Annotated in this window: 9 protein-coding genes and 4 pseudogenes; 4 read left to right on the forward strand and 9 right to left on the reverse strand. The window is 54.6% G+C overall.

The annotated features are described in order from the left end of the window. Positions 1 to 22: 22 nt before the first annotated feature. The 9 genes and pseudogenes from der to ndk form a co-directional block, all read right to left on the reverse strand. Complete coding sequence (gene der, locus CS369_RS00345; protein WP_196905559.1) at positions 23 to 1507, reverse strand: ribosome biogenesis GTPase Der; 1485 nt, start codon at positions 1505 to 1507, stop codon at positions 23 to 25. Positions 1508 to 1651: 144 nt separating this feature from the next. Then, positions 1652 to 2833: an outer membrane protein assembly factor BamB gene (bamB, locus tag CS369_RS00350; RefSeq protein ID WP_196905560.1), complete on the reverse strand. Its 1182-nt coding sequence runs from the start codon at positions 2831 to 2833 to the stop codon at positions 1652 to 1654. A 10-nt stretch (positions 2834 to 2843) separates the two neighbouring features. Then, positions 2844 to 3464, reverse strand: coding sequence for a YfgM family protein (locus tag CS369_RS00355; protein WP_196905561.1), 621 nt, complete (start codon positions 3462 to 3464; stop codon positions 2844 to 2846). A 13-nt stretch (positions 3465 to 3477) separates the two neighbouring features. After that, positions 3478 to 4752, reverse strand: a complete 1275-nt coding sequence (gene hisS / locus CS369_RS00360; protein WP_196905562.1) for a histidine--tRNA ligase — start codon at positions 4750 to 4752, stop codon at positions 3478 to 3480. A gap of 122 nt (positions 4753 to 4874) precedes the next feature. After that, positions 4875 to 5996, reverse strand: coding sequence for a flavodoxin-dependent (E)-4-hydroxy-3-methylbut-2-enyl-diphosphate synthase (gene ispG, locus CS369_RS00365; protein ID WP_196905563.1), 1122 nt, complete (start codon positions 5994 to 5996; stop codon positions 4875 to 4877). Between the two features lie 40 nt (positions 5997 to 6036). Further along, positions 6037 to 7026: a cytoskeleton protein RodZ gene (gene rodZ / locus CS369_RS00370; RefSeq protein WP_196905564.1), complete on the reverse strand. Its 990-nt coding sequence runs from the start codon at positions 7024 to 7026 to the stop codon at positions 6037 to 6039. Then, positions 7016 to 7784 (reverse strand): annotated as a pseudogene (gene pilW / locus CS369_RS00375) (type IV pilus biogenesis/stability protein PilW). Before pilW ends, rodZ begins: the two are co-directional and overlap by 11 nt. A 189-nt stretch (positions 7785 to 7973) precedes the next feature. Continuing rightward, entirely contained in the window at positions 7974 to 9182 is a 1209-nt protein-coding gene (locus CS369_RS00380; RefSeq protein ID WP_196905622.1) for a bifunctional tRNA (adenosine(37)-C2)-methyltransferase TrmG/ribosomal RNA large subunit methyltransferase RlmN, read from the reverse strand. A gap of 191 nt (positions 9183 to 9373) precedes the next feature. Continuing rightward, positions 9374 to 9805 (reverse strand): nucleoside-diphosphate kinase, encoded by a 432-nt coding sequence (ndk, locus tag CS369_RS00385; RefSeq protein ID WP_196905565.1) that lies wholly within the window; start codon positions 9803 to 9805, stop codon positions 9374 to 9376. Between the two features lie 422 nt (positions 9806 to 10227). Here ndk and CS369_RS00390 point away from each other — a divergent pair. The 4 genes and pseudogenes from CS369_RS00390 to CS369_RS00405 all read left to right on the forward strand — a co-directional run bounded on the left by CS369_RS00390 (position 10228) and on the right by CS369_RS00405 (position 14888). Continuing rightward, positions 10228 to 11744, forward strand: a pseudogene (locus CS369_RS00390) (PTS transporter subunit EIIC). A 13-nt stretch (positions 11745 to 11757) separates the two neighbouring features. Continuing rightward, positions 11758 to 13137, forward strand: a pseudogene (locus tag CS369_RS00395) (6-phospho-alpha-glucosidase). Positions 13138 to 13277: 140 nt separating this feature from the next. Continuing rightward, positions 13278 to 14075, forward strand: a pseudogene (sseA, locus tag CS369_RS00400) (3-mercaptopyruvate sulfurtransferase). Between the two features lie 21 nt (positions 14076 to 14096). Next, entirely contained in the window at positions 14097 to 14888 is a 792-nt protein-coding gene (locus CS369_RS00405) for a MurR/RpiR family transcriptional regulator (RefSeq protein ID WP_196905566.1), read from the forward strand. Positions 14889 to 14909: the final 21 nt, after the last annotated feature.

Below are 14909 nucleotides of genomic sequence, written 5' to 3' on the forward strand. Positions count from 1 at the left end.
CATCGATTACGCCCCATTCTGATTACTTGCCTTTCTTGATGTGCTGCATCAAGCGCTTACGCTTACGCAACTGATTGGGCGTGAGGGTATTGCGCTTCTCGGCAAAGGGGTTTTCCCCCTCTTTGAACTGAATGCGAATCGGCGTGCCCATCACGTTCAGCGAACGGCGGTAGTAGTTCATCAGGTAGCGTTTGTAGGAATCCGGCAGATCTTTGACCTGATTGCCGTGGATCACCACAATCGGCGGGTTGTATCCCCCGGGGTGAGCGTATTTCAGCTTCACGCGACGCCCCTGAACCAGCGGCGGCTGATGATCGTCAACGGCCATCTGCATGATACGGGTCAACAGTGAAGTGTTCACACGCTTGGTAGCGCAGGTATACGCTTCGTGCACCGACTCAAACAAGTTACCGACGCCGCTGCCATGCAGCGCAGAGATAAAATGCACGCGCGCAAAATCGATGAACCCGAGACGTAAGTCGAGCATGTCTTTCACCTGCTCTTTGATCTCTTGCGACAGCTCATCCCATTTGTTCACCGCGATAACCAGCGAACGTCCCGCATTAAGAATAAAGCCCAACAGCGAGAGATCCTGATCGGAAATGCCGTCGCGCGCATCGATAACCAGCAGTACCACGTTGGCATCTTCAATCGCTTGCAGCGTTTTGATCACCGAGAATTTTTCGACGGTTTCCGTAACCTTGCCACGTTTACGTACGCCAGCGGTGTCGATCAGCACATACTCGCGGCCATCGCGCTCCATCGGAATGTAAATGCTGTCGCGGGTGGTGCCCGGCATGTCATATACCACCACACGGTCTTCGCCCAGAATACGGTTGGTCAGGGTGGACTTGCCCACATTGGGGCGACCGACGATAGCCAGTTTAATGGGCATACTTTCCGGATCGAAGTCATCTTCGGTGTCCTCTGGCTCATCGGTATTTTCGCCTAACTGTTCCGCCCAATAGGCAGCGTTAGCCTCTTCTTCCGTCAGTTCAACCGGTTCATCTTCTTGCTTGGCGTAAGGCAGCAACACGTTTTCCAGCAACGAGGTAACACCGCGCCCGTGGGAAGCCGCCATGGGATAGACCTCACCCAGCCCCAGCGAATAGAAATCCGCCATCGCGATATCCGCATCCACGCCATCAATTTTGTTGGCGACCAGGAAGGTGGCTTTCTCGCGGCTGCGTAAATGCTGTGCGATGCCCAGATCGGCAGGCATCAGCCCGGCGCGCGCATCCACCATAAACAGCACGATATCCGCTTCTTCAATGGCGAGCAGCGACTGCCCTGCCATGCGGGTTTCCACGCCCTCTTCCGAACCGTCGATACCACCGGTATCAATGATAATGAACTCCTGCCCTTCCACTTGCGCCCGGCCGTATTTACGGTCACGCGTCAGCCCAGGAAAATCCGCCACCAGGGCGTCACGGGTACGCGTCAGGCGGTTAAACAGGGTAGATTTTCCCACATTCGGGTGCCCAACGAGCGCGACGACAGGTATCATTTCACAACCTCATTTATTATATTTCAATATGTTACAGAAAATCGACTCGCTGACATTTAAAAGACGAAACGGCTCCTGATACGTTCAGGAGCCGTTTCGAGGCTCACACCGCCTGCGCAGTTCTGCCCAGATACCTTCTGTTATCTAGCGAGTAAATGCGTATACGTCGCCGTTCTTGGCCTGAATCAACAGCTTGTCGCTGGCCACCACCGGGTCGCTCAGGAAACCGGAACTGTCCACTTTATGCTGCGCCACGAAGCGACCATCCGCAGTATTGATCCAGTGCAGATAACCTTCGGAGTCACTCATCACCAGATAGCCATTATACAGCGCCGGCCCGGTCAGGTTACGGTGCAGCAGATCGCTTTGTCGCCACAGATTCACGCCACCATTGGTGCTGAGAGCGACCACGCGATCGTTTTGATCCACGACGTAGATACGATCGCCATCGATGACAAAATCCTGCACGCTGCCCAGCTCGCGTTTCCACACGATCTGGCCGGAGCGCAGATCGAGCGCCGCCATGTTGCCGTTATAGCCGAGTGCATAGACCAGCTCACCAGCCACCACTGGCGTCGTATCCACATCGTTCAGGCGATCGATTTCGGTCGCGCCGCTCGGTTGAGAAATGCGCTGCTGCCAAATCAGTTGTCCTTGGTTGATCAGCACCGCATTTACACGACCGTTGTCACTGCCGACAATAGCAGCACCAAACGCGGTGGCAGGCGCAGATTCACCGCGCAGCGACAGCGTTGGGATATCCAGGTTTACGGTCCATTTGATGGCACCGTCACTTTCATCCAGCGCTTGCAGCATACCGTTGCTGGTGTGCACGAGCACCACGCCATCACTCACCACCGGGCGTGATAACACTTCACCGGCCGCCGTGGCCTGCCATGCAAGGGTACCGTCTGCCGCATTAAGCGCAAATACCTCTGCACGCTCACTGCCGACATACACACGATCGCCAGAAACCGTCACACCGCCGGAAAGCAGCGCAGATTCACGCGAAGAGATAAACCCACGTTTGATAGACAGATCGGCGCGCCACAGCTCTTTGCCGTTCGCCAAATCCATCGCCTTCACCAGACCTTTACGGTCGGCGGCAAAAACGCGATCGCCCTGCCAGGCTGGACGCAAATTGGAGTAGTGCCCGTCAAGGCAGCTCCCCACAGAACTGCTCCAAACTTTGGTTGGCGTAAATTGATTTTCAACCTTGGGCAGCGGCGACATGGTTACCACGTCTTCTTCGCCGCTGAACAGCGAACATCCGCTCAAAAAAGCCAGAGAAAGCATTCCAACCACAAGTGTTTTACGCAATTGCATGACGTTCCTCTTAGCCCGGCAGATTATTTAATTTCATACGCAGCAACGCCTGCAATGCCTGTGGCAGATTCGCCGCCACCCCTTTATCGTAAGCCGCGCGCGCAGCCGCGTTATCGCCTTTGCTCACCAACGCATCGCCGCGCACATCCGCCACCATGGCAGCCCATCCTGCCTGTGTGATGGTATCCAGCGTTTTCAAAGCGTCATCGGCCTTACCCTGCTGCACCTGAACGCGCGCCAAACGCAGCGCGGTCAATGCTTGCAGATCGACATCTTTGGTTTGCGCCAACGCGGTGCGCAATTGGGTTTCCGCCTGAGCGAATTCCCCTTTATCGGCGTGATAGCGCGCCAGTTGCAAGGAAGACAGCACGCCATAGCTGCTCTTATTCTCGGCCGAGAATTTTTCCGCCGCCGAAACGCCCGCAGCATCACCTTTCACCAATGCTTCACTGGCCTGCTGGTAAGCCAACGAGGAAGACATGGCCCCTTCAGACTGATGATTCTGCCAGTAACGCCACCCAACCAGGGCACCGATACCGAGCACAATCCCCACCACCAACGCTTTGCCGTTTTCAATCAAAAAGCGGCGCAACGCATCAACCTGCTCATTCTCAGAGGTATAGACTTCCACGGTGTCTCTCTCCTCAACCCAGTAACTTTGCCAGACGCGCGGCAACGTCCGCCTGCGCCAATGTATCCTGCTCGCCGCTGCTCAGATTTTTCACCACCACCTGACCGGAAGCCACTTCGTTCTCGCCCAGCATCAGCGCAATACGAGCGCCCCATTTATCCGCGCGAGCAAACTGTTTCTTGAAATTTCTGCCGCCATAGTTGGTCATCAGTTTCAGCTCTGGCAGCGCATCACGCAGTGTTTCAGCCAGTTGCATGGCCGCTGACTGCGTGCCAACGCCGGAGGAAATCAGATACACCTCAACGCCAGGCAGTGTGGTGAAATCAGGGTTAACCGACTGCACTAACAACACCAAACGCTCCAGCCCCATGGCAAAACCGACAGCAGGCGTGGCATGCCCACCAAGCTGCTCCACCATGCCATCATAACGGCCGCCCGAGCACACCGTGCCCTGCGAACCCAGACTGGTGGTGACCCACTCGAACACCGTGCGGTTGTAATAATCCAGACCGCGCACCAACCGCGGATTCACCGTAAATGGGATACCCGCTTGCGTTAAAAGTTCATCCAGTTGCTCAAAGTGTTGGCGAGATTCGTCATCCAGATAGTCCGTCAACACCGGCGCATCATTGAGAAGTGCCTGCACCTGCGCGTTTTTGGAATCCAATACGCGCAGCGGGTTGGTATACATGCGACGCAAACAATCTTCATCCAACTGATCTTTGTGTTGTTTCAGAAAAGCGATCAAGGCGTCACGGTAGCGCGCCCGCGCTTCCAGCGAACCGATGGAGTTCAGTTCCAGCGCAACGTGTTCGGCGATACCCAGTGCGCGCCACCAGCGCGCACTGAGCAGGATCAGTTCGGCATCGATATCCGGCCCTTGCAGACCAAAAACTTCACAGCCTAACTGATGGAATTGACGGTAGCGCCCTTTTTGCGGACGTTCGTGACGGAACATCGGCCCCATATACCACAGGCGCTGTTCCTGATTATAGAGGATGCCGTGTTCAATACCGGCACGTACGCAGCCTGCGGTCCCTTCCGGACGCAGTGAGAGGCTATCGCCGTTACGGTCGTCAAAGGTGTACATCTCTTTTTCGACCACATCGGTCACTTCGCCAATCGCCCGTTTAAACAACGGCGTCTGTTCAACGATGGGCAGACGGATTTCACTGTAACCGTAACTGCGGAGTACTTTTTTCAGGCTATCTTCGATACGCTGCCATAAGGCCGTTTCGGCAGGCAGATAATCATTCATGCCGCGTATGGCTTGGATATTTTTTGCCACGTCAGTTCTCTATGCGTTTTAAAATCGTTTTTCCAATGGACCCTATTATAGGGGGTTCAATGTGCTCTGTTCAACGTTAAAGCCACCGCCGGGTTTAACAGTCACTGACGATGCGAGGCTGATTACTTGTCCACCACATTGACCGTGATGCGTTTATTTTCATCCAGCATCGCCGCTTTGGCGCGAATTTTCGCTTCCAGTTGGTCAATCATGTCGTCGTTGTCAAAGCGCTCTCTCTGACGCACGCCATCTTCATAAAAGCCGCTTTTCTTGTTACCGCCGGTCACGCCCAACGTTGAGACCAGCGCTTCGCCCGGCCCGTTGACCACGCAACCAATAATGGAAACGTCCATCGGCGTAATGATATCTTCCAGACGCTGTTCCAGCGCGTTGACCGTGCCGATAACATCGAATTCCTGACGAGAGCAGGTAGGGCACGCGATGAAATTGATGCCATGCGCGCGAATACGCAGCGATTTCAGGATATCAAAGCCGACTTTGACTTCTTCAACCGGATCGGCCGCCAACGAAATACGCAGCGTATCGCCAATGCCTTCCGACAGCAACAGCCCCAGACCGATAGCCGATTTGACCGCACCGCTGCGTGCGCCACCCGCTTCCGTAATCCCCAGATGCAGCGGCTGATCGATACGCGCCGCCAGCAAGCGGTAAGACTGCACTGCCAGAAATACATCCGACGCTTTCACACTCACCTTGAACTGATCGAAGTTGAGGCGATCGAGGATGTCGACGTGACGCATTGCAGATTCCAACAGCGCTTCCGGCGTGGGTTCTCCGTATTTTTCCTGAAGATCCTTTTCCAGTGAACCGCCGTTGACCCCGATACGAATCGGAATGTTTTTATCGCGCGCGCAATCGACCACCGAGCGAATACGCTCTTCGTTGCCAATATTGCCGGGATTGATACGCAGGCAGTCTACGCCGTATTCCGCCACTTTCAGCGCGATACGGTAGTCAAAGTGGATATCGGCCACCAGCGGAACGTTAACCTGCTGTTTGATAAGCTTAAACGCTTCTGCTGCGTCCATGGTAGGCACGGAGACGCGAACAATATCCACGCCAACGCGTTCAAGGGACTTGATCTGTTTTACCGTGGCGTCCACATCGGTGGTTCGGGTGTTAGTCATAGACTGCACAGCAATCGGTGCGCCGTCACCAACAGGCACCTTGCCGACGTAAATGCGCGTTGATTTGCGACGGACGATGGGTGCAGGGTTATGCATTACTTCTTCTCCACATTTACAGCATCACCGGCACCGGAAATTACTCCGCTGCCAGCGTCAGACGAGCAATCTGGTTGCTTCTTACAAACCGGCTCAAATCCACCGGTTTACCTTGATACTGAATTTGCACTGCTGCTGGTGCGCCGATCTTCAAGCGATAAGGCGCCTGACCGCTCAGGTTTAACACACTGCCGCTGCGCTGCACGCCGCTGTAGAGTTTTTTGCCTGCCGCATCGATCACTTCCAGCCAACAGTCGGCGCTAAAGGTAATAGCAATGGTATTGCCGTTGTCACTGACAGGCGTTGCGCTCGGTGAAGCAACGGGCTCTGTAGCAGTAGAAGGGGGCGTGGTAAACGGTGCAACAGGCTGATGCCCATTACCTGCCTGCGCTGACGTCACTGGCGCACCCGTGGTCGTTGCTGCATTGGCAGCAGGCGTATTCACCGACGCTGAATTCGCGGCGGTGTTTGCACCTTCCGGCACGGCCGGCGCAATCTGCGTCAAATCGATAGTCTGTGAACCCGTCGTGGCGAGCGGAACCGCCGTTTGAGTCTCAGACTCTTCCGGTGTGTTAGCCGCTGCGTGATCGACCATCGAGCTGATCTCTTGCTGCTGAACCTGATAATTCTGCCACCACCAGGCACCGGTTAACCCGAGCACGATAAGCACCACCAGCCAAGTAAAGGTCATCAACCAGCCATCGCGTTTCTTACGGCTTTTTCCCAAGGCAAAGCCTTGCATTGACGCCACGTTGGCGATTCTCGGCACCACGTGTTTATCCAACGCTGGCAGCAGTTCGCTTTCCGGCAAATGCACCAGCTTGGCATAAGAGCGGATATAACCGCGCAAAAAGGTAGGTGCTAAATCGGGAGAGGTGCTGCCCTCTTCGATCTCTCGCACGGTAGTCACTTTGAGGCACAAACGTTCAGCGACAGTTTGCTGTGTCAATCCCATATGCTCACGCGCCTGACGCAGACGCTCGCCAGGAGTGGCAGGGGTGATATTTTCTAGAGTGGCTTCAGTATTCATTAGCTAAGAACTGCTGGTACTGTTTAGAGTGTGGAAAACTTCGCGCCAGCCTGTCGCCATGATAGTTACGCTCATCATCACGGCCCGCCAACGCGGCGAAACGAATCTCTAACCACAGACTCTCAGCGCTGGCTGGAAGGCTATGGTGATAAATATCCAAAAGGTGCCTGGCTTCGTTAAAGTGTTGGGCAGTCAGTCGATGCCCCACTTCACTGAGCACCCTGTCGCCTTTTGTCAGGTCATAGTGTAGCGCCCGAACTAACAATGTGCGTGCCTCATCACATTTTTCAGCTTTGAAATGGCAGTATCCCGCGTTTTCCAAAGCCTGCGCAACTTCCCGATAATCAGGATGTTGCGCCGCAGCGCTGAACTGTTTCTGCGCCGCTACATACTGCCCTAAACTACAGAGAAACGCACCGTAATTATTCATTACGCTGGCATTTTCCGGTGCCTGACGCAACGCGGTTTGATAACGCCGTTCTGCCGCACCATACTCACCAATGCGCTGTTCGTACAACGCCATACCCAGTTGGGTACGGTAATCGTCTGGAGCCGCCTCAACGGCGCTCGACAAGTTGCGCCGCGTCAAGATCGTCTCGTTTCAGGTATGCCATACCCAATTGCAACTGCGTAGTTACCAACGCTTCTGTCGCCGACGGGCGCTGCACCTTGGCACACCCACTCAACAGTGGCACTACGATGCCGAGCGCGAATAAAACACGACGTTGTACATACGCTTGCTGAATACGAGGTGTCATCCTGACCCTCCGCTAAAAAACGGATTCCCTGTCCGCTCGCTGCCGCATCCGCATTGTCGTTAACGCAGCAAACACCAGCGCGTATTCAGCCAATACACGCTAGCTACGCGGACGCCATCATATGCCGATGAAAGGCGTTTGGCACCCTGATTCGATGCCAAATGCCATTTCGCCAAGCACATTAAGGCATTAGACCGCTTTAACCTGAATTGGTTCACTCGCGCGTTTGGTGCGCAGCGTCCGCTTGGTACGATCGACCACTTCGCCCGCCAATTGACCGCACGCCGCATCAATATCGTCACCGCGCGTCTTACGCACGATGGTGGTGAAACCATACTCCATCAGCACCTTGGAGAAACGGTCTACGCGGCTGTTGGAACTGCGACCATAAGGCGCACCCGGGAACGGGTTCCAGGGAATCAGGTTAATCTTGCTGGGGATATCTTTTAAACACTCGGCAAGCTGATGCGCATGTTCGGTGCCATCATTGATGTGATCCAGCAGCACGTATTCCACTGTAACACGCCCCTGATTGGCATTGGATTTCTCCAGATAGCGACGTACAGCGGCTAAAAAGGTCGCAATGTCATGCTTTTTGTTGATGGGCATGATTTCATTGCGGATATCATCCGTCGGTGCATGTAGCGATATCGCCAAAGCGACATCGATCATATCACCCAATTTATCCAGCGCCGGTACCACACCAGAGGTAGAAAGCGTGACACGACGTTTGGATAAACCAAAACCGAAATCATCCAGCATGATCTCCATGGCGGGCACCACGTTGTTCAGGTTCAGCAACGGCTCACCCATGCCCATCATCACCACGTTGGTGATTGGGCGCTGGCCGGTGACTTTCTGAGCACCGATGATTTTCGCGGCACGCCACACCTGGCCAATAATTTCCGATACGCGCAGGTTGCGGTTGAACCCCTGCTGCGCGGTCGAACAAAACTTGCATTCAAGGGCGCAGCCCACCTGCGAGGAGACGCAGAGCGTGGCACGATCTTCTTCCGGGATGTACACGGTTTCGACCCGTTGCCCACCGACCAGAATCGCCCATTTGATGGTGCCGTCCGAAGAACGCTGTTCAGCGACCACTTCCGGCGCACGGATCTCGGCGATCTGCTGTAACTTCTGACGCAGCACCTTGTTGATGTCCGTCATTTCGGCGAAATCATCGCTACAGTGGTGATACATCCACTTCATCACCTGATTGGCGCGGAATGGCTTTTCACCAATAGAGGCAAAAAAGGCGCGCATTTGCTGGCGATTCAAATCCAACAGATTGATCTTTTCACCATCGGTTTTCACGACAGGTGCAGCATCAGTAGCAGTGGAGGAACAGGTGGCGGCAGACAGGGTGGTGCTTTCCGCTAAAGACGGAGGCTGGGACATGCTCATAATGGTAACTCTTGGCCTCGTTATTACACGTTGTGGCGCGACAGATGACGATAATATGAATAAGAAACGCCCCGGACAAACAGTACGTGCTCATCCGGGGCGCGGCATTGTACAAAGTTTAAAACAGCGATGCTACCGCCGTCGCGTTTTTTTACGCTTGATGCGAGAAAAACCGCCGCACCAGATTAACGCAGGCGCGGGCAGATCTCTTCAGCACTGAAGAAATAAGCGATCTCACGTGCGGCAGATTCCGGAGAATCGGAGCCGTGTACCGCATTTTCGGTAAAACTGTCTGCGTAGTCAGCACGCAGTGTGCCTGCCAGCGCATTCGCCGGATTGGTCGCACCCATGATGTCACGGTTGCGCTGAATGGCGTTTTCGCCTTCCAACACCTGCACCATGATCGGATCAGAGGTCATGAAATCCACCAGGCCATCAAAAAACGGCTTGCTTTGGTGCTCAGCATAGAAGCCTTCCGCCTGCGCACGAGTTAATTGCACCATTTTGGCGGCCACCAGCGTGAATCCGGCGCTTTCAAAACGCGCGTAAATGGCACCGATGGTATTCTTGGCTACGGCATTGGGTTTTACGATGGAAAAGGTACGTTCTACCGTCATATTGACCTCATTATGTCACACGCTAATAACGACCGGATTAAAAGAATTATCATACCAGTCAGTGAAAGTGGCACCGATTATAGGGTGGCCACATTCCCTTGCCTATCGGCTTATATAACATTTTCTTAAAAAAATCGTATCTTTTTGTCTCGTCATTGCGCACATCGCCACACAGGAGGGCAAATCCCCGTGTCATGGCAATCGCTGTGCGATCACAGTTCCCAGAGTAATTTGTTACCTTTTGAGTAATTTATTTTTAAAACAATAAGATAACTAGAATTACTGCACGATTCACTGCTAGGCTTTACCCGTACGCTACACCTTCTCAGGTGACACCTGACAGACGTTACCCTTAACAATAGCCACGAAGAGGGCAAAAAATGAAAAGAGCCGTCAATGCGTTGCAGAATTTCGGCAAATAGCTGTACGGTCCGGTGCTGATCCTGCCAATCGTCGGGTTGTTTATCGCGTTTGGTAATGTGTTCGGTAACGGCAACCTGGCCGAATATCTGCCTTTGCTGCACCACCCCATTATTCAGAATTTTGGTCAACTGATCGCCAAATCCGCCGTTGCCATCCTGGCCAACCTGGCTCTGGTGTTTGCCGTCGGCATCCCCATTGGCCTTGCCACGCGTGACAAAGGCTATGCCGCGGTGACCTTTATAATTTTCATCAACGCGATGAACATTACGCTGAAACTTCAGGGCAAACTGGTACCTGCCGCAGAAATGCGTCCTGCCGGGCAAGGCATGGTGCTGGGCGTGCAAGTGCTGGAAATGGGCGTGTTCGCCGGTATCCTCATCGGTGCCTTTGCCGGTTATCTGTTTAACCGCTATTCCAGCAAACAGTTTAACGGCGTGATGGCTATCTACTCAGGCCACTGTTTTGTCACCATTCTGGCAATCCCCAGCGCAATACTGCTCGGCTTTATCATGAGCGCCGTCTGGCCTTATGCCCAACACGGCATTAGCGCACTGGCATTAGCGCACTGGCCTTTGCGATTAAAGGCGCTGGACCGTTTGGGGTAGCAATTTACGGCTTCCTTGAACGAATTCTGATCCCAACCGGACTGCATCATCTGGTCTATACCCCGTTCCTGTATACCGAACTCGGTGGAACCGCGGATGTGTGCGGCAAGCTGTATCAGGGTGCGCGTAATATTTATTTTGCCGAAATGGCCTGCCCCAGCGTCACACAACTGAGCCCGACCGTCGCCTGGGATGAACGCGGTATCAGTAAAATGTTTGGCCTGACCGCAGCGGCACTGGCGATGTATGTCACCGCTAAGCCAGAAAAACGCATTGCCGTAAAGGCTATCCTGTTTCCAGCTGCCTTTACCTCTTTCCTGCTCGGCATCACCGAGCCGCTGGAGTTCTCCTTCCTGTTCGTCGCGCCGTTACTGTTTGTGGTGCACGCGGTGTTGACCGGGTTGGGGATGATGCTGTTCTCGCTGCTTGGCGTGCACGCCATTGGCGCTAACGGCGTGATCGATTTTCTGCTGTATAACCTGCCACTGGGCATCGCCAAATACAACTGGCCGATGTACATCACGGTCGGTCTTACCATGTCGGTTATCTACTTCTTTGTGTTCCGCTCCCTGATCTTGTACTTCGACATGCCGACACCCGGACGTGAAGCGGATGAAGAAGAGACGCGGCTCTACTCCAAAACCGACTATCAGAGTAAAGCGCAGGAAAAAGTCAGCAACGCCCCCGACGGTGCCATCGTTATCGCCGGACTGGGCGGCAAACCCAATATTGAGGTGGTCGACAACTGCTACACCCGATTGCGGGTGACAGTGAAAGACACTGCGCTGGTCGATGACCAGCAGTTGAAAACCACCGGTGCCAAAGCCGTTATCCGCCAGGGCAACAATGTCCAGGTGGTGTATGGCCTGCATGTAAAAACCGTTCGTGAAGCCGTAGAAAATGCGCTTTAAAAGGAGACAGACGATGACCAAACCCCCTTTCATCCTGACCATTGCCGGTGGCGGCAGTACCTATACCCCTGGCATCGTGAAAAGCCTGATGGTGCGCCTGGCCGATTTCCCGCTGGCTGAGATCCGCTTGTACGACATCGACAGTCAACGTCAGGACACCATCGCGCCGGTGGTCGAAAAGGTGATTCGCGATCACAGCGACAGCATTCGTTTCTGTGTCACCACCGATCCAGAAGTGGCGTTCACCGGTGCGCATTTTGTGTTTGCACAGATGCGCGTTGGACAATACAAAATGCGCGAGCAGGATGAGAAGATCCCGCTACGTCACGGTGTAGTGGGGCAGGAAACCTGCGGCCCCGGTGGATTGGCCTACGGCTTGCGCACCATCCTGCCGATGGTTGAACTGATCGATCTGGTTGAGCGCTTTGCGCATAAAGATGCCTGGATTGTTAACTACTCCAATCCGGCGGCGATTGTCGCGGAAGGGATCCGCCGCATGCGCCCTGATGCCCGGGTACTGAATATCTGCGACATGCCGGTGGCTGCGATGCGCAATATCGCCGCCGTGCTGGGCGTAAAACGCGAAGAAATTACCGTTGATTACTTCGGCCTGAATCACTTTGGCTGGTTTACCCGCGTGCTGGTCGAAGGTTAAGATCGTTTGCCGGAATTACGCGAGCACATCGCCCGTTATGGCCTGCTAACCGCCAATGCCGCAGACACCGATCCGCAGCATGCCGATCAGTCCTGGGTGAAAACCTGGCGCAATATCAAACCGGTGATGGATCACTTCCCGGAATTCGTGCCAAACCCTTATTTGCAGTACTACCTGATGCCTAACGAGATCGTCGCGCATCAGGACCCCAACTATACTCGCGCCAACGAAGTGATGGACGGGCGCGAGAAGAAACTGTTTGCTGCCGCCGCGACCTACAAACAAACCGGGATTTTGCCAGACGCGTTCCACGTTGGCGTGCACGGCACGTTTATTGTCGATGTTGCCTGCTCGCTGGCGTTCGACCTGCGCCAGCGCCATCTGGTGATAGTTGAGAACAAAGGGGCTATTGCCAATCTGCCCTATGATGCGATGGTGGAGGTACCCGCGTATATCACGGCAAACGGACCGGAGCCGGTTCGCATGGGCAATGTGCCAACATTCCATCGCGCGCTGCTGGAACAGCAGTTGGTGTCCGAGCAGTTATTGGTGGAAGCGACCCTTGAAGGCAGCTATGAGAAAGCGTTGCTGGCATTTACGCTCAATCGTACTGTGCCCACCATGCAGCATGCCAAAGCGATCCTCGATGAGATGATCGTGGCAAACCAGGAATATTGGCCGCAGTTGAAACAGGCCTACCGTGACGGCGTGGCGGTGAACGCAGGCAAATCCGAATAGCTGCTTGTCGGAAAAGGAAAAATGGCTGACAATATTTACCACTGTTTCACTCAGGGCAGCATGCACTGCCCATGCGTGAGGTTTATATGTCAGCTTCTTCTTCCCGTTTGTTTGTTTCTGCCAACTGACTCGCGGAGCATCTGGCTTCCGATGACATCACACTGATCGATGCGCGCATGTTACCGCCGGGTGAAACCAGCCGGGATATCCATGCTGAATACCGCGCAGGGCATCTGCCCGGTGCGGTTTTTTTTGATATTGAAACCCTGTCCGATCCCAACACCGCATTGCCCCACATGATGCCCAGCGCAGAAGCGTTCGCCAAAGCGATGGGTGAATTGGGCATCAGCGACCAGCAACCGCTGGTGATTTACGATGAAGGTAACCTGTTTTCCGCTCCGCGTGCCTGGTGGATGCTAACCCACTTCGGCGCTCGTCAGGTGGCTATTCTTTCCAGCGGGCTGGCGGAGTGGAAAGCCCAGGGTTATCCGATTGAGCAGGGAGACGTACACCCCACGCTAGCACATTTTAATGCCGTGTTAATCGAAAGCGCAATCCGCTCTCGGGAACAGGTATTGGCGATCAGCCGTGACGGCTCGGCGTAAATCGTCGGTGCGCGCCCCGCCCCACGTTTTCGTGGTGAAGTGGATGAACCGCGCCCCGGCCTGCATCGCGGCCATATTCCCGGCAGCCTGAACGTACCGTGGGGCGACCTGGTGACACAGGGCACCCTGAAACCCAGCCCTGAGCTGGCGACGATTCTGCACAAAGCGGGCCTGGATTTCAGCCGCCCGATTGTTGCCAGTTGCGGCTCTGGCGTCACCGCCGTGGTGGTGATCCTGGCGCTTGCGCAGTTAGGCGTGTCCAATGCCACGCTGTATGACGGTGCCTGGAGCGAATGGGGCGCCCGTGATGATACCCCTATAGCATTAGGCTGATTGCCGCGCAGGAGCAGCACCATGGATAGCCGGTTGACATCACTGGTTCACCACGGCAGAGATTTGACGCGCGCGGAACACCGCGTGCTGGTGTTTATCGCCGAGCACGCTTTGCTAGTCGGCAAGATCACCGTGCGTGAACTGGCGCAGCAAACCTATGTCTCGACGGCAACCATTATGCGCCTGTGCCAAAAAATGGGGTTTAGCGGCTACAGCGAGTTTATCTATCACTGCAAGCAGTTGCTCGCCGATGCGCCACGTTCGTTTCCGGCAACCCCCACGTCGGTTGCCAGCGATGGCATCCCCGAAGCCTATCGCCATTTTGTTGCCAATTACGAAAAAACCTTCACCTATGTGACGCCCGCGCTGATGGACGCCTTCTGCCATATCCTGCGTCACGAGAGCCATTTTTTTCTTTACGGTGCCGGGTTCTCCCACCTGTTTACCGAGTACTTCGCGAAAAAGCTGCAAATACTGAGTAAGGATGCGTTTGTCTCCGGTCTGGGGGACAGCAAAGGGATTTTTCTTAGCAATGCCCCCAAATACCGCATCTTTATCGCTATCTCGCGCAGCGGAGAAACCGAGCAGGTAGTTGAAAAAGCGCAGATCGCCAGAAACATCGGCATGACCGTGGTCGCCTTCACTCGTGCATCGTTTAATCCGTTGGCCAACGTGGTGGATTTGCATTTTCGCTTGCATGATGACGCTATTCATTTTGCGGCCGAAGCGGGAGAGGTTAGCTCGTTCGAGTCTAATTTGGTGTTGCTGATTGATTCACTGCTGCTGCGGGCAACCACGGGCAACCTGGTCTAGTTGGCATCCCCTGAACAGGGG

It is taken from the genome of Candidatus Symbiopectobacterium sp. 'North America', assembly GCF_015762685.1.
GTDB lineage: Bacteria > Pseudomonadota > Gammaproteobacteria > Enterobacterales > Enterobacteriaceae > Symbiopectobacterium.